The sequence below is a fragment of the Haladaptatus halobius genome (genome assembly GCF_020618475.1).
In the GTDB taxonomy this organism is placed as follows: Archaea; Halobacteriota; Halobacteria; order Halobacteriales; family Haladaptataceae; genus Haladaptatus; species Haladaptatus halobius.
In genome coordinates this window covers 251,693-268,686 of record NZ_CP085338.1, presented here as the reverse complement: position 1 = coordinate 268,686, position 16,994 = coordinate 251,693, and the positions used below count along the sequence as shown (strand labels likewise).

Genomic DNA, 16,994 nt, shown 5'->3' with positions numbered 1-16,994 from the left:
CCAAATTTTTGATATTAGTTCCACATTTACAGTAATAGGAGTGTAAGCCCCCCGAAAGGGGTATCGGTCTTATGATTTTTAACCTAGAGGTCACTATCACATTCGACGATTCATCTCTTCTTCACCGATGAATTCGGTATCCATGACCGTCTGAAGGCAGGTATCGAGACGGTCGCACTGTTCTGAGTTCAGATTGGGTAACGGCGGAAGGGTTCCACCGAGGTCCCGACCGACTTCCGCCGAGAGATACTTGAGTGCCGGCACTGTCGGCATCGAATGCATGCTCCCGATAATCGGAAAGAGAACTTTTGATTGTCGCTTCTGTGCACCGAGATAGTCTCCGGAATCGTGTGCATTGTAGATTTCACTCACTAGCTTAGGAAAAATGTTCGCCAATCCTGCAATGATGCCGTCCGCACCTCGATCGAGCGAGTTGATCGCGAATGTCGGGATACCTTGAAGTACGGTAAAAGACGAAGCGGTGGTATCGAGCAAATCCATGAAAAATGGGAAGTCACCCGACGAGTCTTTGATCCCAATGATGTTCGGATGCTCCACGAGCCGTTCTACTGTAGCTCGTTCGAGAGCAAAACCGGTAAGCTGGGGAATATTGTATAGGTAAATCGGAATCGAAGCCTCCAATGCCACTTGTTCGTAGAACCGCTGAACTCCCTCCTGGGTAGTTTGGAAATAATACGGGGTAACGACGACGGCCACATCTGCACCCGCATCCGTGATACTATCGAGTTGCTCGCTGACCGCTCGGACGGATGTTCCACCGCATCCGGCGAGAACTGGCAGTCCTCTTGATTCTTCCACAACGGCTTGAATGACCGTCTTCCGCTGTTGGTGTGTCAAGCTGGCGAACTCGCCAGTAGTCCCCATCGGAAACAGCGCATGGACTCCGCCCTCGACGAGAAAAGCGGTGAAGTCGCGAAGTGTGTTCGTATCGACGTCCATCTCACTGGTCGTAGGGGTAAGCATCGGTGGAATGGCTCCGCGGATTTGCATACTAATACATACAATCGATCAACACAAATAATACAGTTTCGGTGTTCATAACGGGCTTTGCGTTCGCTAAACCTCCAGATAACTCCCCATATAAGACTGTCGGTTGTAATGAAACTTGGGCCCGTTCATTCTGATGCATTCGGTGAGGGGCAGTGTGAGTCGGCGGTGGAAGCGGTTAGCAGTCGGGTAAAGTGGATCAGTCGAGGTCTATGGCGTACTCTGCGATTTTGCGTTCGTCGACCTCGATTCCGAGGCCAGGATTGTCGGGCACTGGGATGGCACCGTCTTCGACGGTGAGTGGCTCAACAAGAACGTCGTCCTCCCAGGCGTAATAGACAGAGTCTGGTGGAAGATTAAACCCGGGAACGCCGCTGACGGTGTGGACAATGGCTGCAGTTCGAACGCCGAGATCGAATGCACAATGGTGAGTCGCTGGGACACCCGCATCTTCGGCGATACTTGCTAGTTGCCGCACGGCCGATATGCCGCCAGCGGGCGTCATGTCAAGAACGGCAACATCGAGCGCGTCTTTCTGGATCATCTCTGTTAAGTTATGTGCGATGTAAGTATCCTCATTCGGACCAATGGGTTGGGCGGTCCGTTCGCGGAGCTTAGCCAACGTTCCGTGAGCGTCCACCCGGATCGGCTGTTCTAGGTATTGGAGGTAGATACCGGCGTCACCGAGGGACGCAGCGACACGGACTGCCTCGTCAAATCGCCATCCTTGGTTTGGGTCCAGCCTGAAATCAAGCCGCCCTTCGGTCTCATCATGCATTGCTTTGATGCGCTCGATGTCTTGCTGCCAGTCACGGCCGGCCTTCGTTTTTAATACTGAAAACCCCTCGTCAAGCGCCTTCGCGGCTTGTTGCCGGGATTCCTCCGCCGAGAGAATTCCGACACAATAGGCGACGCCGACCGGCTCAGTACCCATAGTAATGGGTTCCTTCGTCCGCTCGTTAAGGTTCGGAGCGGTCCACCCACCTAGCAGTTCATAGATTGGCTTCCCAAGTGATTTGCCGATAATATCCCAGCAAGCAATTTCGATTGGTGCAAAGAACATGTCGGCGTTGGTGTACTCGATAAATAATTGTCGCCGGATTCCCTCGACCTCAAAGGGAGAGCGGTTGATGACCCACGGAGCAATCCCATCTTCGAGAACGGATTTAGTCGCCATCGGCGAGAGGAACATCCGCATTTCTCCCCATCCAACGATGTCCTCGTCGGTTTCGACCCGAACAAGCATCCGGTTCACGTCTGTCACCTCTCCGTGGTTGGTTACATAAGGGGCGATGCCCCCCTCGTCTAGCGGAATGACTGGGATATTAACCGAATAAGCCTCTATGTCAGTTATTTCCATACGAAGGTGTTATTTTTTAGGTGAAATAAAACTACCGTCGAAGATCAGGAGAACGATGGAAACACCTCACTCTCAAATGCCTGAATCGTCTCCATGGGATTGCCAACATTGCTCCCGATTAGTACGCGGGTGACGCCGGCATCTTCCAACCGATGCAGTTCCTCGATGATGTCGTTTGGATCGTCAGTGATGGTGTTGTTTTCGGCGATTTCTTTGTCGGTCATCGTTGCAAGTTCATTGGTCGCCACGCGCTGGATTGATCGCGGATCCGGGTTGTACCGTTCGCGGTCAGCAGGAATGTATTCTCCGCGCTCACGAATCCGCGTAATCAATTCCTCGGAATTGCCAAAGTTGATCGCCAACTCTGTTGTGATATCCACGTCCGACATGGAACGGCCCGCTTTTTCGAGACCGCGCTCGTAATTAGGAATGATACGGTCTGCGATAGTATCGGCTGGCGCGGCAGTGATGAGGTGATCTGCATGTTTGGCGGCATAAGCACAAGACTTTGGTCCCCACCCGGCCCAGTGGATTGGAATGTGCTCCTTTGGAGGAGTGTAAAGTTTCAGATGCTCGTAGTCGAAGTATTTCCCTTTGTGACGTATGTACCGGTCCGAATTCCAAAGCCGGTCCATCAGCGCAAGCGCCTCAATCATCTTTTCCGCTCGCTCATCCCAGCCAGGATACGTATCGACGAAGTGGGCTTCGTTGAGAGCTTCCCCAACACCGACCCCAAGATTGAATCGACCTGGATACATATTATCGAGGGTTGCGATAGCCTGTGCGAGTAGCGGCGGGCGGTACCGAAGCATTGGACACGTGACCGAGGTCCCGACCGGAACGTCCGGAATCTCGTTCATTAGCGAGCCGAACCACGGGAGGACGTGATGGGAATACGGCCGCGAATCGATCCATGGGAGGAAGTGATCGCCAATCCAAATTCCCTCGAAGCCTGCATTTATCGCTTCCTTGGCTAGTTTAACATCAGAACGTGGATCGCGGAAGCAACCGTACACGTTGTAGTGTATCTCCAGTGCCATACCTCAAGATTTGAAGATCAATTATATAAACACACGGTTGAAACTTTTTTCACCCAGATTCGACTCTGGAATTCCGTCTACGGTTGCTTTTCTGGAGTTCTAATTGGTCTGGTTCGTGCGCAACACATCGGGAGATTCTTGGTGAACGAACCCCGCGGTCAAGCCGCGGGGCTTCCTGCTTCGACGACGTGCTTTGCATCCACCCGTCCCGAGTGACGAGCGAACGCAGGGAGCACAGTCTCCACAGGCGGTGATTCGGACCGTCCTGGCCCTACATGAAGAGATAGTTTGTTGAGTCCCCTGTCGAGGATGTTCTTTGCTGCGTTTAAGTCCCGGTTTTCGGTGTGGCCGCACGCCGGACACGAGTGTTCCCGTACCCACAGTGGTTTCGACGTTTCCACACTGCACTGGTTGCACTCTTTCGTGGTTCCTCGGGCGTCTACTTCAACGACATGGGTTCTGTGCAACTCCCCCTTGTATTCTAGCAAATCGAGGAACCGGGACCACGAAGCGTCCTGCCCTCGTGCTTCGATTGGAATATCTGAGCTCATAGAGTATCTAATTTACTGGTCCTTTATTTGTAATCCATAGACCGAGCTATTTTTCCATCATCAAGACTGATTTTCACCGTCTAAATATATAAATCTATTTATCTGTCAATATAATGAATGAGAACGATTATAATGTTAGGCGTTAATTGTAGTCGTGGTACCTATAACCATGGACCGAATTGAAGGGCTTTCTCGACGAAAGATTCTAAAGGCGAGTGGAACAGTCGCTATCGCAGGCTTGGCCGGTTGTTTAGGTGGAGATGGAGGCGGCGGTGGCAAGCCGGATTCGATAACTTACTGGGACTGGGGCGACCACTATAAGAAGCCCACTACGTGGTTCGAAAAGAAACACGGGGTCAAGATTGATTATCAACAGTTCCCCTTCGAGAATTACGTTTCGAAGGTCATTTCAGCGGGCTCAGCCGGAAACCTTCCAGATACAATGAACTCGTCGGTATTGTGGGTGCCACGGTTCGCCGATCAGAATATCGTAGTCCCGCTCGAGGAGCACGGGTTCAAGGCAGAAGACTACATTGACGCCGCCACCCAAAATGCGAGCTATGAGGGGAAGCTGTATGCCATACCGACATATGTCGACTGCAGATTGATGGCCCTCAACGAGAAAATGTTCAAACAAGCGGGGCTCGAAATCCCTGAACGTACCTACGTCCCCTCATGGGACGACTTCGAGAAGTGGGCAACGGAACTCAACAAGGAGTTTAAATACGGGGTGTCTCTTGATGGTGGAGAGGGATTCGATAACTTCGTGCTGGCCAATGGAGGTAACTGGGTCAACGACCCCAAAAATCCGACTAAGGCAATCATTAACAACAAAAATGGTGTCAAAACTGCTGAATATATCAAGAGTCTTATCGACAAAAATGTAGTAAGAATGCGATACGAAGGAGGAAGTCAAACGCCTGTCGATGATTTTACGAGTGAAACAGCCCCTATGGCCGCATACGTCGGTTCGTGGGAACTTGCCGATATTAATAATAAAGTAGATGCCAACTGGAGATATCTTCCAATGCCAAAGGGACCGAACAGCGACTCCAGTCACTCCTGGTCTGCTGGCAACTTCTTGCTGGCGACCGAACAGGGGAACACGGAGTGGGCGCTCAAGTGGCTCGAATTCGCGAATACGGAACGGGTTCAAAAGCACCTACTTGAGAACGTTGGTGGATTCCCCGGACTGAAAAGTATCTACAAATCGGATTTCTTCAAAAAGTTTATCAAGAAAACACCGAACGCACAAACGATCAAGCAGGAGATCAGTAACACCAAAGCCTTCCCCCGCCACCCCAAGGCAGGTGACATGTATACGCTAGTTCATACGGAAGTCGAAGCAATTTGGCAGGGGAAACAAAAACCACAGCCAGTACTTGACCGTATCGCAAACGAGATCAACAGCATGATAGAGTCCTAAACTCAGCAATGAAATTGGTCTGCAAAGCGCGCCGAGGTGAGTATGACAGTTAGAGAGATCAACGACGACGGGTTTAGCGACAAACTCATCAACAAGTTTAAATCATATTTTGATCAGCAGACAGGTGAGGAATCCAGCCCTGGGTGGTACTTAATTATCCTGCCGAAAGTAGTCATATCTGTGTCATTTCTGCTAATTCCGTTTATCGCCGCTATCGGAATTAGCTTTTTCGAATGGAGTCCACTCGCAACGATCCATCCGTTTGTCGGCCTTGACAATTACATAGAGTTATTAACCGATCCAGTTTTCATCAACTCAGTCATCAACACAACGGGATATTCAGCGTCACTGCTGTTAATTGACGTACCTATTGCGCTCGGGCTCGCGATACTATTGGACATGAACCTCCGAGGTACCAGGTTCTACTCGACGGCTATCTTCCTTCCGGTCGTCACTTCTTGGGTTGTGGTGTCGCTAATTTGGACATGGATCTACAATCCGAGTTCCGGCGTATTGAATCTATTTCTGGGATGGCTAGGGCTGCCTACGCTAAACTGGCTAAACAACTCAGACACCGCTTTGGCTGCCATCACCGCGATGAGTATCTGGAAGCATGTCGGATTCAACATGGTGATCTTTCTGTCTGGGTTAAAGGGTATCCCAAACACGTTCTACGAGGCTGCCACAATGGACGGCGCTAATCGATGGCAGAAATTCCGATATATCACGCTCCCACTGTTGAAGCCGACGTCATTCCTCGTCGTCATCCTTACCATGATTTTCTCGTTCCGGTTCTTCACACAGGTATTCGTTATGACAGGCGGCGGCCCTGTCCACTCGTCGTACTCAATTATGTTTTACTTTTATGAACTAGGCTTCAGCAAATTCAGAATGGGATTGGCCAGCGCCGTTGGTGTCATCCTTTTTATCTTTGTTTTCGCATTGAGTCTTGTTCAAAACCAATACTTCGAAGATGATGTGAACTATTAAACCATGGCTGAAATACAACCAACAGATGTGATTGATCACACGGACGGAGAATCGAAAGACGAACATGATTCAAAACAGGATCTACTGCCGCGGTTGATCGCGCATAGTATTCTCACGATCGCGAGTATCATTGCACTATTTCCGTTTGCCTTCGCGATAGTCACGTCATCGAAACGACCTGGAAACGTATTCACGGTTGTCTCGTCTTTTGCGGACCTCTTCCCAAAAGCCCCGACAATTCTGAACTACTACATGGTCTGGATGCAACAGCCACTCGACCGGTGGTTCTTCAATACTCTCATCGTCGCGGTCGGAGTCGTAGGACTCACCCTTCTCCTTGACTCGCTCATCGGCTTTGCGCTTGCAAAAGGGGAGTTCGTCGGCAAGCGGGTACTCTACCTATCTGTTATTGGTCTATTGATCATTCCGTTTCAGGTGACTATGGTGCCATTGTACGTCCAAATGTCCGCGATCGGTTGGGTAAACACATATTGGGGGATTATAGTGCCATTCCTCGCTAGCCCGTTCGGAGCGTTCTACATGCGTCAGTACTTCCTTACGATTCCCGATTCGCTGTTGGAATCGGCACGCATGGACGGGTGTAGCAATCTACAGATCTTTACCCGTATCATGCTCCCTATGTCGAAACCTGCACTCTCTTCACTCGCCGTCTTCCAATTCATATTCTCCTGGGGTGCATTCCTGTGGCCGCTAGTGATCACCGGTAAGGATTCGATGTTCGTACTACAAGTCGGTCTGGCGTTCCTGACGGGACGATACTCGCAGAACGCATATGGACAGGTGCTCGCAGCGACGATTCTAGCGGCACTCCCTGTGATCGTGGCGTATCTGCTCGCACAACGCACGTTCATCGAAGGTATCGCTCTCACGGGGGCGAAAGGGACATGATCGGACTCAATGCGTTCAGCACCATTGTGCTCCAAATCGGAACGTCCGAGATCAACGAACCGATCTATGGGGGCGCCATCATCTTTGGGGCTGCTGCGTTGGCGCTGTATTACCTTGGGTACGTCCGAACCGAGATGAATCCCGGAATTATACTCCGGATAGGACCGTTCGTCATGCTTCTGTTCACCCTACTCGCGCTGTTCTGGCCATGGCGTCCATGGCCCCACTGATCTCTTTGCGGTTCGCGTCCGGTAGTTCGTGTACTTGAAGCCGCGAAGGTCTGCGATAAATCGAAAGTAGGTCATAGTGTGAGAATGACGCCGGCAACGATGCAGAGCGTGCCAACCAATTTCCAAAGCAAATTTTTCTCAGAAAAGAAAAATCCACCTGCAAGAACATTTAGTAAAATAGAAATTTGCAGGACAATAGAAACACGTGAAGCAATAGCGAGCGAGAAGGCGACGTATGTGACGCTGGTCCGAAGGGCAGTCAACCCTCCCAATAGTATGAGGCGACCACGGAATAGTTCCGTGGTGAGTAGGTGCCGGTCACGGAAAATCTGGATACTGACAAAACCGATGGCCATAAACAGGTAAATGGAGAAGGCATAGAATAATGGTGGAATCCGGGTCGTGACGAACCGGTTGGCGAGGGAAGTCGAGGCAAACAAGAGGGCAGCGGTCAGCGCGAGCAAGATAGGTTTGTCTGTAATCCGTTTGATTGGCACAGTTAGGCCACCTGCGTCATTTAACAAAGTATATGCGCCAACTACCGCTACAGCGCTCCCGAGGACTATCCCGGTATCGTAGTGTGTAGCTAGTACAAGTGGTTCAGTTATGGCAACCACAATTGGTGTAGATTGCATCAACGGTGTCACGATTGAGAGATCTTCGAGCTTGAGTGCAGTAAGAAATGTCACGATCGCACAGATATTGGCCACTCCAGAGATGGTGATTGCCATTATCACCGGCGGGGTGAAGGACATATCGATATGAGAGAGGTACCAAACGCCGATAGGCGTCATGAATAGCATACCAAGTATCGAGGTGATGTAGCTCAGTTCGAGACCGTCATATTCGAGGGTAAGTCGTTTCTGTACTACTGAGTAGGCCGTCTTCAAAATGGCAGCTAAGAATGCGACGACAAACCACCATTCGACCATGATCAAGTTACCCGTTGCAATCCGCAATCAAAATAATACCGGTGTGGTGGAAATAAGCCATTTGGTGAAGATGGGTTGTGGGATGTCCGTCGCTACACCAAATCAGAATTCGCGTCATTCTCGATAGCTGCCTTCTCACCAATGGCCTTCTCTGCATCAAGGACGATCGCAGCAGCTTTTTTGGCGTCGACAATTGTCGCCGACGGTGTTTCCCCACCGCGCAAACACCGCAGAAAGTTACTCATCTTGAATATATCAGCGATCCATTGCCACGCTCACAATATACTTCTTCCACCGTCCTCTAATCGATGACTGACGGATCGAAGATCACGCTAACCTGACGTGTTGCGCTGCTGTCGTCACCGACAAGACTGAGCCTGATTGCGTCGCTCATTGCACTCGTATCCACAGTCAAATATATAATACAATAACCTACAGCAGTGTAATCATTGGTCGCCTTCGCGTTACTAACGGTACTCGCGACCGTTCGACGACTGGCGCTAGTGCATACCATGTAATGTTTTCCGAAGAAACACGATCGTCGGAGTTGGATCGGAACTTTCCTCAAGCCGGTTCGCCCGAGTAGGAATACTCGGAATCCGAAGTACTGTCCAGTTTGCGATTCTTGACGGCGTCACCGGTGGCACCATCGAAGAGATGAATGCAATCTTCGGGGAATACCACCTCGAGTTGGTCGCCTTCTTCGATGGCCAGGTCGCCCGAGACACTCGCAGTGCAGGGGGTATCGTCCAAGTCGAAATAGACGTAGGTGGTGTCACCCAGTGGCTCTACTACGTTCACCGACACTGTCACCGCATTTTGGTCCTCCGCATCGGCTGGCTGGATGTCCTCCGGGCGAATTCCCAGCGTGACGTGCTCGCTACTAGAGGTGCGCAATTGCTCGGCGGTTTCAGCCGAAAGTTGGTAGTCGAAAGAGTCTTGTCTGAGCGTGTCGCCCGCTAAATGGCAGTCCAAGAAGTTCATCGAGGGGCTTCCAATGAACCCGGCGACGAACCGGTTATTCGGCTGGTGATAACATTCGAGAGGTGTGCCAATTTGCTGGAGCTCACCGCCGTTCAGCACGGCGATACGGTCGCCCATCGTCATTGCCTCTGTTTGATCGTGGGTGACATAGATGGTAGTGATTCCCAGACGTAGCTGGAGTTCTTGTAACTCTGTCCGCATAGCCGTACGTAGTTTGGCGTCGAGGTTCGACAACGGCTCGTCCATCAGGAACACTTCTGGCTCGCGAACGATAGCCCGCCCGAGTGCCACGCGCTGTTGCTGGCCCCCCGACAACTCGCCTGGACGATCTTCTAGGAGTTCGTTGATTCCCATCATCTCGGCGGTGTCTTCGACGAGCTCGTCGATTTTCGCCTTCGAGAGGTCGGTGCTCATCTTCAATCCGAACGACATATTCTCGCGCGCGGTCATATGGGGATAGAGTGCGTAGTTCTGAAACACCATCGCCATATCACGCTCCTTAGACTTTTGATTAGTAACTGACTGCCCGTCTAAGATGATCTCACCGGAGGTAACTGTCTCCAAACCCGCCACGCAACGAAGCGTCGTCGACTTTCCACAGCCTGACGGGCCAACCAGTACCAGAAATTCGCCATCTTCGATCGCGATGTTAAGGTCGTTGACTGCGATAACCTGGTCATCATCGACGCCGAACACTTTCGTAAGATTGTTTAATTCAAGTTTGCCCATTGTTAACGATGCATATGATATACATGCCCACCCAAATAAATTCTTCGAATGATACGGACAATTTCGAAGACGGTCGGAGCGAAGATGATCGCATTCTAATCTTGTTCGTAAGCCATTAGACCTGCTCTTTTGTGGACCAGACGCCTGCATGGATACATCGGCGAAAACTACATACGTTTCTACATCACGATAATACGTATAATGATGATACCGGTCGAGATGGGGTTGATCCGATACGACATACTTCGGCATTTCAGCGGTTTGCGATCCAGACAGATTCGCAGCGGTGAGGCAGCATGAGAGCGCTCATCGATCGAGTGGTCTATCCACGACTGGCCAGTTCAATCCTCATTGGAGTGGTGTTATTCGTTCTGAGTGCGGTCTTCATCGCGTTCGCCGCGACGATACATCAGGGTTTTTTTGTGGTCGCAGTCATATTAAAATACCTTGGTATCACGCTCTTTATCATCGGGGGGTTCTACTACCTGATGTACTGGATCGTTGATTACGGCCCTGATTATTTTCGGAAATGGCTCACCTGAGGAACCTGACTAGAGAATCACTACGTCTCCCACAGGGTTAGCTCGCGACTATAACTTCGGTTTGCGAGTACGTAAACAACGATAAGTTGCCATCAGTGTCGAACACATCAGCAAATTCATCAGTATTATTATAGATGATGTCTGTACACGCGGCGAGGTTACATAAGTCGAGTCCTTCATACGCTTGGTCATGCTTGTATCCTATCAAAAAACTTTCTCCAGCTGTCTACTTTATCAGATTCGATCCAGTACCGACAACTGCAACTGTATAACCCTAAACGGTTCCGGCTTCAAAGAGCGAGAGAATATATTGTTATTAATTATTGATTGGATAATGGTAATCGACATCAGGATGAGGCTAATTCAGAAATCCCCGTTGTGTTCGATCGGCACCAGATTGTTTGACTCCACCGACTCGTAAACTGCTTCGACAATTTGAACCTCTCGGACGCCCTCTTGGCCAGAAATCTCTGGTTGTTCACCAGCACTGACAGCAGTGACAAAGTCGCGTAGGAGTTCTTTATTCATATCTGTCCCCCAGTAAACAGAATCGATACCTGGATCTTGTCCTATATCCGTTGTCTGAGTCAGAGTCTGGTCAAAACAATCAATCTCGAGCACACCCTTCGTTCCAATTAATCGCATAGTCACGTCTCCCCAGAAGTCCCACGATTTGGGCTGTCGCCAGGATCCATCATGGGTCAACGGCGTACCGTCTTGCATCGCCATGGATAGGACAACTATATCTTCGACGGGAATATTGGTGAAACGGGTTCCGGATTCGGCGTAGACATTTGCCACCTCCTGGCCCGTAATCCATCGGGCAAGGTCGATTATGTGCACTGTGTGATCCATGATCGCCCCCCCGCCGCTTCGTTCAGGATCAGTCATCCAATCTCCACCATTTTTTTGCATGAGGATGTTAGTGCCAATAATAGCCTGTAACTCACCAATCTCGCCGTTTTCAACTGCCGTTTTGGCCTGTCGAGCGGGTTCGCTAAACCGAACCGGCATCGCGACGCCAAGGATGACACCTGAACTCTCGCAAACGCGAACCATTGCACGCGCGTTATCTTCAGTTGTTGCCAGAGGTTTCTCACAAAGTACGTGGACGCCGGCTTTTGCAGCCGCTTCCGTCCATTCGAGATGGTTTGCATTTGCGGCGGTCACGATCCCGGCGTCGATCTGTTCAAGAATTTCGGCTCTTGAGCCATACTCTATATCATGTTGCTCTGCAAACTTTCGGCCACGCTCTTCGTCTTCATCCGCGACAGCGACGAGGTCTGCAATCTCGAGTGCTTTGAGTGCCTCCGCGTATGCGTCACTATGGCTGTGAGCTGTTGAGAGGATGCCCAATTTGATTGTCATTCGCCCACCTCCGCCACAGCGACAGGTTTGCCGCGTTCTACGGATTCGATGGCCGCGAGAGAGATACGCATAGAAGCGATTCCTTCCTCGATTGATACAGAAGGTTCTTTTCCCCCCTGAATACATTCAAAGAAATGTTCAAGTTGGCGGTGATACCCGTCTCTTCGTAGGGGGAGATCGTCACTAACAGGATCTCGTGGCGACGATCTCCCTGTTTCGTCATAGTACTGGATCGGCCGGACATCATCGAGATCAAACTCAAGATGTCCATCACTGCCAGCGAGTTCAAATGCGGTGGTAAAGGGGACCCTCGGTCCCTCGACAGCCCATGCCTCGACGTGTCCCACTGCTCCATTTTCAAAACGAACGATAGATAGCGTGACGTCGCTTTTTCCTTCGTTTATCCAATCAACGCGACGTGTAAACACACGCTCGATATCACCGATTACCCACCGAAGGTAATCGAAGTCGTGTATTGCTAGATCAAGAAGTATGCCACCGCTTCGGTTCGAGTCATCGAACCATCCACGTGATCCCTCGAATCCGAACGCTCGTTTGGTTCGAGCGACACCGGGAGTTCCGATCACACCGTCATCTACACGTGCTTTAGCTGTCACGTACTCAGGAAAGAATCGGGTGACATGTGCGACCATGAAGGTAATGTCAGTGGATTCTACAATTTTTTGAATTCTCGCGGCTCCCTCCAACGTTCGTGCGATAGGTTTCTCACAAATGACATCGAGCTCATGTTCTGCAGCGATTTCAACCAGTTCTGGATGGGTATCGGTCGGCGATAAGACCGCTACAGCGTCGACATTCGTGTCCTTGCATAGTTCATTTGCATCCGAATACGCAGTCGCCGTGGGTACCCGCTTGGTGACGAACGATTCAGCGCTAGTTGGCGACGCAACTGCCGTAACTGTCGCCTCATTCAGGTCTGCAATTCGATCTGCATATATGCCAGCCATTCTGCCAGCTCCAAGCAAGCCAACTTGTATCATAGTGGTACTGGCTAGTCCAGCATGATATACCTTTCCTCAAACGAAGCAATGTTGCACCAAATCGCGATGGTTACAATTCTCTTTATTATACTCGATCGAATCCCCGCCACTTATATTAGTGATGTAATTCAGTCTCAAGGGAGTGATTTTCTCATAATAATCGGGGGAGTCTCAATCCAATAAGGCGCAGCTATAAGCTACGAGGGCATCTAATAGACGTTCAAGATCACTCGATTTTAATATTCACCGCGAAAAATTTTGCGTGAAAAAAGTGGACATGCGAGCGAAATCTTGAGTGTAACATTGTCTCTGTCAAAGTAGCTGCCAACCTCTGTTTGGACTGTTGCTTCATCGTATCGGATACGAATACGCTCTCTCTAATCTTGTATTCAAGAATAAATGGATATCCTTTCGTCGAACCATATGGATTGCAGTGCGACATGAGATGGTACTTCCTTTCGAGAATCTCTAAAATCGATTTTTCTCTCATTCTCAATTTCGGTCCTTATTTTGATAAAACTGCCGAGATGGTTGTCACCATGGTAGGAACATTTTAGTAAAGTACAACTAAAAAAATATATGCATTTAGCAATCCAACTGTACATACTCCGAGATGTTGAACCGAAGCGATACCACCTGCACCGATAAACCCAATCGGAAGAGTCAAGTATATTATCATTAAGCATGGAGAGATGATAAAAGTATCCGCTCCGGAACAGTGAAAGTGGCCGCTACGCTAATATATAAACAAGCACAGTGGACACGTTAGTGGTATGAAGCTTGCACTCAACCAAATGGGATTCCCAGCGGACAGTCTCCAAACGAATGCGAAACTCCTCGCAGATGCTGGGTACGACGGTATTGAACCGAACCTGACTGCCGACGGACCGCTATGGAACGATGAAGCTGTCGATGAATTCGCTGATCAAATTGCCGAATTAGAGCTTGATATTCCCGCCATCTCAACGACACTCCACTGGGAACGGCAATTGTCGAGCGGGGATAAGGAGACACGCAGAACCGGTATCGAAGCTGGCGAACGGATGATCGAAATCGCAGATTCGCTCAATGCTGGGGCCGTGCTCATCGTTCCAGCTATTGTCGACGAAGAGACGCCATATGACGAAGCGTATCGTCGCGCACTGGAATCGATCCAGAGCCTCGCCGCGACAGGGGCGGAGTATGATGTGACGGTCTGCATAGAGAACGTCTGGAATGACTTTTTACTCTCCCCGTTGGAATTCGCCGAATTCGTCGATCAAGCATCCAAGTTTGGGCCAGTTGGAGCGTACTTCGACGTAGGAAACGTCAGGCGGTTCGGTCATCCCGAGCAATGGATTCGAATCCTTGGTGAGCGAATCGAGCGCATCCACGTGAAGGATTACCGGAAAGACGTTGATACGATAGACGCCTTCACATACCCATTGGAAGGCGACGTCGACTGGCCCGCCGTAGTCGAGGAGTTGACGGCCATTGGCTATGACGGATGGGTGACTGCCGAAGTGCCACCATACCGAACAGCACCCGAACGAATGCCACCGCGTGTCTGTTCTGATCTCAAATACCTTTTCTCGTAGTGCAAACAGCTTGGTGTCACTCCTCAGCACTTGTCTATATGTGAATCATCACGGTACAGAATATACGCTGCAGAGATAAAAATGGCACAAACTTTATTATCGGTTTGTTTGATTTCCATGTGTATGCATCTTACAACAGTAGTTGCACATCCCGATGACGCAGATATCTTCTGTGGTGGGACGCTCGCCAAGCATGCCGATCGTGGCGATGACGTGACGATAGTTTATATGACTCGCGGCGAGTTTGGCGGCTTCGATACGACTGAAGCTGAAGTCGCCGCCACGCGCGAAGAAGAGGCTAAAAATGCCGCTGAAACCCTCGGCGCCACAGCAGAGTTTCTCGATTTCGAGGACGGTCGCATCACATACTCGTTGGAAAACCGACTTCAACTAGTCGACGTGCTCCGCGACCACAGACCAGATATTGTGCTAACACACTTCCGCGACGATATGCATCCCGACCACCGAACCACCTCTCAATTAGTGAGTGACGCGTACTACATGTGCTCGCTTCCACTGTTGGAGACAGAGTTAGACCCATGGGAACCAGAGAATGTCTATTATTTCGGCAAGCCAACTTCCTCGTTCGAGCCTGAGACGTACATTGATATCGGTGAATACCAGTCGACGAAGGAAGATGCGATTCTCGAACACGAGTCCCAAGTTGAATGGCTCGAAGAGCATGGCGGCATCGATGCAGAGTTTGACGGACTCATTGAGGGTGTACGCGCCGAGGCTCGAGTGCTCGGCCGGACTCGGGGAGTTGATTTCGCCGAGGGCTTCGTTCCGCTTCACAAGAATACGATCGAGTTCCTTAGCTGAATATAGTCGATTTATTTTCCTGTTGTTCGGGGATAGACTCTTCGTTGTCAATATATAATCAATTTATTTACCCATAATTGAATAATTATATTGGTAATTTTGATCAGTTGTTCCATTACAGAATTAGGGATGTAATGAAATACAGGTGAAACGAGGGGTGGGGGGTGGTTCTCTCCAACGATCAAAGTCTACGACTAAGCTACCCGATGATTTTATCATAGGTGTGCACATTCTGTTGGAATATGACACGGCGCGACGAATCGATCCAGAACGCAAGTATGCTAGGAGACGCATTTAGTGTGCAGGATCACGTTTTCTCAAAGAGACAACTCCTCGATGTCGGGTACGTTCCTGGATCCAATCATATCGTTGCTCGCAACGAGGAGATTCGTTGTTTAGCAAATGCCCTTAATCCGTCTATCACCGGAGGAGCACCGAGCAACGTGTTTCTGTACGGGAAAACGGGCACCGGAAAATCGCTTTGTGCTAAATATACGACGCGTCGTATCGTCGAGACGGCGGAGAACAATGCATCGGTCGGCCGCGTCGTCATCGACTGTTCACAAGAAAATACTGAAACTCGTGCGATTAGAGCAACAGTACAGGAATTGAACGACGCTGAAGTGACTGGGTTCGTCGTTCCAGAAACGGGGTTCGGACGCTCACGGTATTATAGTCTTCTCTGGGAAGTGCTCGATATACGTTTTGATGCCGTTCTCGTCGTCCTCGACGAAATTGATCGACTAGAGGGGACAGACTTTCTCATGCAGCTATCGCGAGCAACTGAAGCGAACAAACTTGAGCGCTGTTCGGTCGGCATCGTCGCGACTAGTAACAAGATCAAATACCGAAACCGACTAGAGGAGCGTATCAAAAGCAGCCTCCAAGAGCGTGAAATAATCTTTACACCATATGATCGCGACGCCCTTCGTGCGATAATTCGTAGTCGATTAGATGCATTCAACAACGGCGTACTTTCCGACGACGTGGTATCGGAGTGTGCTTCACTCGCCGCGGACGAACATGGCGATGCACGGAAGGCAATTAACTTACTTCGCCACGCCGGTGAACTCGCCGCGAGCGAAGGGGCAGATAGTATCACTATCAAGCACGTACACAGTGCCAATAACCTAGCCGAACGCGACCGAGTCAATGCACTTCTTGCCGGTTCGACGATACAACAGAAAGCGACACTACTTGCAATCGCCTCGTTGGCGCTCGTCGAGAAGACGCTGACATTCAAAACGCCAGAAGTGTATGCCGCCTATGAATATATTTGCGCTGAGTCGGGCTTGGAAACACTCTCTAAACGGCGTGTTTACGACCTCCTGCGGGAGTGGGAATTCCTCGAAGTGCTAGAAATTACTCGGACAGGTGGTGGACGCGCTCGCGGGAGCTACCTTCAGCATCGTCTCCTTGAAGATCCGTCGGTTATCTGCTCAGTGTTTGAAAAGGACAACCGTTTCGCCCGTAAGGGCATTACGTCCGGCACGGTCACAACTACTTGGTCGAATATATAAGCACG

The 16,994-nt window shown here is 50.2% G+C and carries 15 protein-coding genes and 1 pseudogene; 8 read left to right on the top strand and 8 right to left on the bottom strand.

Annotated elements, in window-relative coordinates; translation table 11 throughout:
• Nucleotides 1-96: 96 nt before the first annotated feature.
• The 4 genes and pseudogenes from LIW51_RS28855 to LIW51_RS28840 all read right to left on the bottom strand — a co-directional run.
• Nucleotides 97-960, bottom strand: coding sequence for a dihydrodipicolinate synthase family protein (locus LIW51_RS28855; protein ID WP_255767640.1), 864 nt, complete (start codon nt 958-960; stop codon nt 97-99).
• A 247-nt stretch (nt 961-1,207) separates the two neighbouring features.
• Nucleotides 1,208-2,368 carry a mandelate racemase/muconate lactonizing enzyme family protein gene (locus tag LIW51_RS28850; protein ID WP_227379461.1) on the bottom strand — a complete coding sequence of 387 codons (1,161 nt, stop codon included), beginning with the start codon at nt 2,366-2,368 and terminating at the stop codon, nt 1,208-1,210.
• A 44-nt stretch (nt 2,369-2,412) separates the two neighbouring features.
• Nucleotides 2,413-3,408, bottom strand: a complete 996-nt coding sequence (locus tag LIW51_RS28845; protein ID WP_227379460.1) for an LLM class flavin-dependent oxidoreductase — start codon at nt 3,406-3,408, stop codon at nt 2,413-2,415.
• 158 nt (nt 3,409-3,566) lie between these two features.
• Nucleotides 3,567-3,926, bottom strand: a pseudogene (locus tag LIW51_RS28840) (RNA-guided endonuclease InsQ/TnpB family protein); the annotation flags it as partial.
• Nucleotides 3,927-4,128: 202 nt separating this feature from the next.
• On the opposite strand from LIW51_RS28840, the gene LIW51_RS28835 reads away from it, so the two are divergent.
• Genes LIW51_RS28835 through LIW51_RS28820 form a run of 4 tightly spaced genes read left to right on the top strand, consistent with a single transcriptional unit; the run spans nt 4,129 to nt 7,514 of the window.
• Nucleotides 4,129-5,385 (top strand): sugar ABC transporter substrate-binding protein, encoded by a 1,257-nt coding sequence (locus LIW51_RS28835; protein WP_227379459.1) that lies wholly within the window; start codon nt 4,129-4,131, stop codon nt 5,383-5,385.
• 42 nt (nt 5,386-5,427) lie between these two features.
• Nucleotides 5,428-6,375 carry a carbohydrate ABC transporter permease gene (locus LIW51_RS28830; RefSeq protein ID WP_227379458.1) on the top strand — a complete coding sequence of 316 codons (948 nt, stop codon included), beginning with the start codon at nt 5,428-5,430 and terminating at the stop codon, nt 6,373-6,375.
• A 3-nt stretch (nt 6,376-6,378) separates the two neighbouring features.
• Nucleotides 6,379-7,284: a carbohydrate ABC transporter permease gene (locus tag LIW51_RS28825; RefSeq protein WP_227379457.1), complete on the top strand. Its 906-nt coding sequence runs from the start codon at nt 6,379-6,381 to the stop codon at nt 7,282-7,284.
• On the top strand, nt 7,281-7,514 hold the full coding sequence (locus LIW51_RS28820; protein WP_227379456.1) for a hypothetical protein: 234 nt from the start codon (nt 7,281-7,283) through the stop codon (nt 7,512-7,514). The genes LIW51_RS28825 and LIW51_RS28820 overlap by 4 nt, the downstream gene beginning before the upstream one ends.
• Before the next feature lie 71 nt (nt 7,515-7,585).
• Here LIW51_RS28820 and LIW51_RS28815 read toward each other — a convergent pair whose 3' ends face one another.
• Nucleotides 7,586-8,446, bottom strand: a complete 861-nt coding sequence (locus tag LIW51_RS28815) for an EamA family transporter (protein WP_227379455.1) — start codon at nt 8,444-8,446, stop codon at nt 7,586-7,588.
• Nucleotides 8,447-9,010: 564 nt separating this feature from the next.
• Nucleotides 9,011-10,159, bottom strand: coding sequence for an ABC transporter ATP-binding protein (locus tag LIW51_RS28810; RefSeq protein WP_227379491.1), 1,149 nt, complete (start codon nt 10,157-10,159; stop codon nt 9,011-9,013).
• Nucleotides 10,160-10,455: 296 nt separating this feature from the next.
• Between LIW51_RS28810 and LIW51_RS28805 the strand changes: the two genes are divergently transcribed.
• The gene (locus LIW51_RS28805; RefSeq protein WP_227379454.1) at nt 10,456-10,701 is read left to right on the top strand and encodes a hypothetical protein; all 246 of its coding nucleotides are present in this window, start codon (nt 10,456-10,458) and stop codon (nt 10,699-10,701) included.
• A gap of 363 nt (nt 10,702-11,064) precedes the next feature.
• On the opposite strand, the gene LIW51_RS28800 is transcribed toward LIW51_RS28805, so the two are convergent.
• Together LIW51_RS28800 and LIW51_RS28795 are read right to left on the bottom strand one after the other, a co-directional pair.
• Nucleotides 11,065-12,069: a Gfo/Idh/MocA family protein gene (locus LIW51_RS28800; protein ID WP_227379453.1), complete on the bottom strand. Its 1,005-nt coding sequence runs from the start codon at nt 12,067-12,069 to the stop codon at nt 11,065-11,067.
• Entirely contained in the window at nt 12,066-13,070 is a 1,005-nt protein-coding gene (locus LIW51_RS28795; protein WP_227379452.1) for a Gfo/Idh/MocA family protein, read from the bottom strand. Before LIW51_RS28795 ends, LIW51_RS28800 begins: the two co-directional genes overlap by 4 nt.
• A gap of 773 nt (nt 13,071-13,843) precedes the next feature.
• On the opposite strand from LIW51_RS28795, the gene LIW51_RS28790 reads away from it, so the two are divergent.
• From LIW51_RS28790 to LIW51_RS28780, 3 genes are all read left to right on the top strand, one after another.
• Nucleotides 13,844-14,647, top strand: a complete 804-nt coding sequence (locus tag LIW51_RS28790; protein WP_227379451.1) for a sugar phosphate isomerase/epimerase family protein — start codon at nt 13,844-13,846, stop codon at nt 14,645-14,647.
• 123 nt (nt 14,648-14,770) lie between these two features.
• Nucleotides 14,771-15,469 carry a PIG-L deacetylase family protein gene (locus tag LIW51_RS28785; protein ID WP_227379450.1) on the top strand — a complete coding sequence of 233 codons (699 nt, stop codon included), beginning with the start codon at nt 14,771-14,773 and terminating at the stop codon, nt 15,467-15,469.
• Between the two features lie 242 nt (nt 15,470-15,711).
• A complete protein-coding gene (locus LIW51_RS28780; RefSeq protein WP_227379449.1) occupies nt 15,712-16,989 on the top strand; it encodes a Cdc6/Cdc18 family protein in 1,278 nt (425 codons plus the stop codon).
• The last annotated feature ends 5 nt before the right edge of the window (nt 16,990-16,994 follow it).

What these genes read in the sequence shown, in the direction of transcription:
- LIW51_RS28855 (WP_255767640.1), bottom strand. Translation starts at nt 960, where the DNA reads ATGGACGTCGATACGAACACACTTCGCGACTTCACCGCTTTTCTCGTC.
- LIW51_RS28850 (WP_227379461.1), bottom strand. Translation starts at nt 2,368, where the DNA reads ATGGAAATAACTGACATAGAGGCTTATTCGGTTAATATCCCAGTCATT.
- LIW51_RS28845 (WP_227379460.1), bottom strand. Translation starts at nt 3,408, where the DNA reads ATGGCACTGGAGATACACTACAACGTGTACGGTTGCTTCCGCGATCCA.
- LIW51_RS28835 (WP_227379459.1), top strand. Translation starts at nt 4,129, where the DNA reads ATGGACCGAATTGAAGGGCTTTCTCGACGAAAGATTCTAAAGGCGAGT.
- LIW51_RS28830 (WP_227379458.1), top strand. Translation starts at nt 5,428, where the DNA reads ATGACAGTTAGAGAGATCAACGACGACGGGTTTAGCGACAAACTCATC.
- LIW51_RS28825 (WP_227379457.1), top strand. Translation starts at nt 6,379, where the DNA reads ATGGCTGAAATACAACCAACAGATGTGATTGATCACACGGACGGAGAA.
- LIW51_RS28820 (WP_227379456.1), top strand. Translation starts at nt 7,281, where the DNA reads ATGATCGGACTCAATGCGTTCAGCACCATTGTGCTCCAAATCGGAACG.
- LIW51_RS28815 (WP_227379455.1), bottom strand. Translation starts at nt 8,446, where the DNA reads ATGGTCGAATGGTGGTTTGTCGTCGCATTCTTAGCTGCCATTTTGAAG.
- LIW51_RS28810 (WP_227379491.1), bottom strand. Translation starts at nt 10,159, where the DNA reads ATGGGCAAACTTGAATTAAACAATCTTACGAAAGTGTTCGGCGTCGAT.
- LIW51_RS28805 (WP_227379454.1), top strand. Translation starts at nt 10,456, where the DNA reads ATGAGAGCGCTCATCGATCGAGTGGTCTATCCACGACTGGCCAGTTCA.
- LIW51_RS28800 (WP_227379453.1), bottom strand. Translation starts at nt 12,069, where the DNA reads ATGACAATCAAATTGGGCATCCTCTCAACAGCTCACAGCCATAGTGAC.
- LIW51_RS28795 (WP_227379452.1), bottom strand. Translation starts at nt 13,070, where the DNA reads ATGATACAAGTTGGCTTGCTTGGAGCTGGCAGAATGGCTGGCATATAT.
- LIW51_RS28790 (WP_227379451.1), top strand. Translation starts at nt 13,844, where the DNA reads ATGAAGCTTGCACTCAACCAAATGGGATTCCCAGCGGACAGTCTCCAA.
- LIW51_RS28785 (WP_227379450.1), top strand. Translation starts at nt 14,771, where the DNA reads ATGCATCTTACAACAGTAGTTGCACATCCCGATGACGCAGATATCTTC.
- LIW51_RS28780 (WP_227379449.1), top strand. Translation starts at nt 15,712, where the DNA reads ATGACACGGCGCGACGAATCGATCCAGAACGCAAGTATGCTAGGAGAC.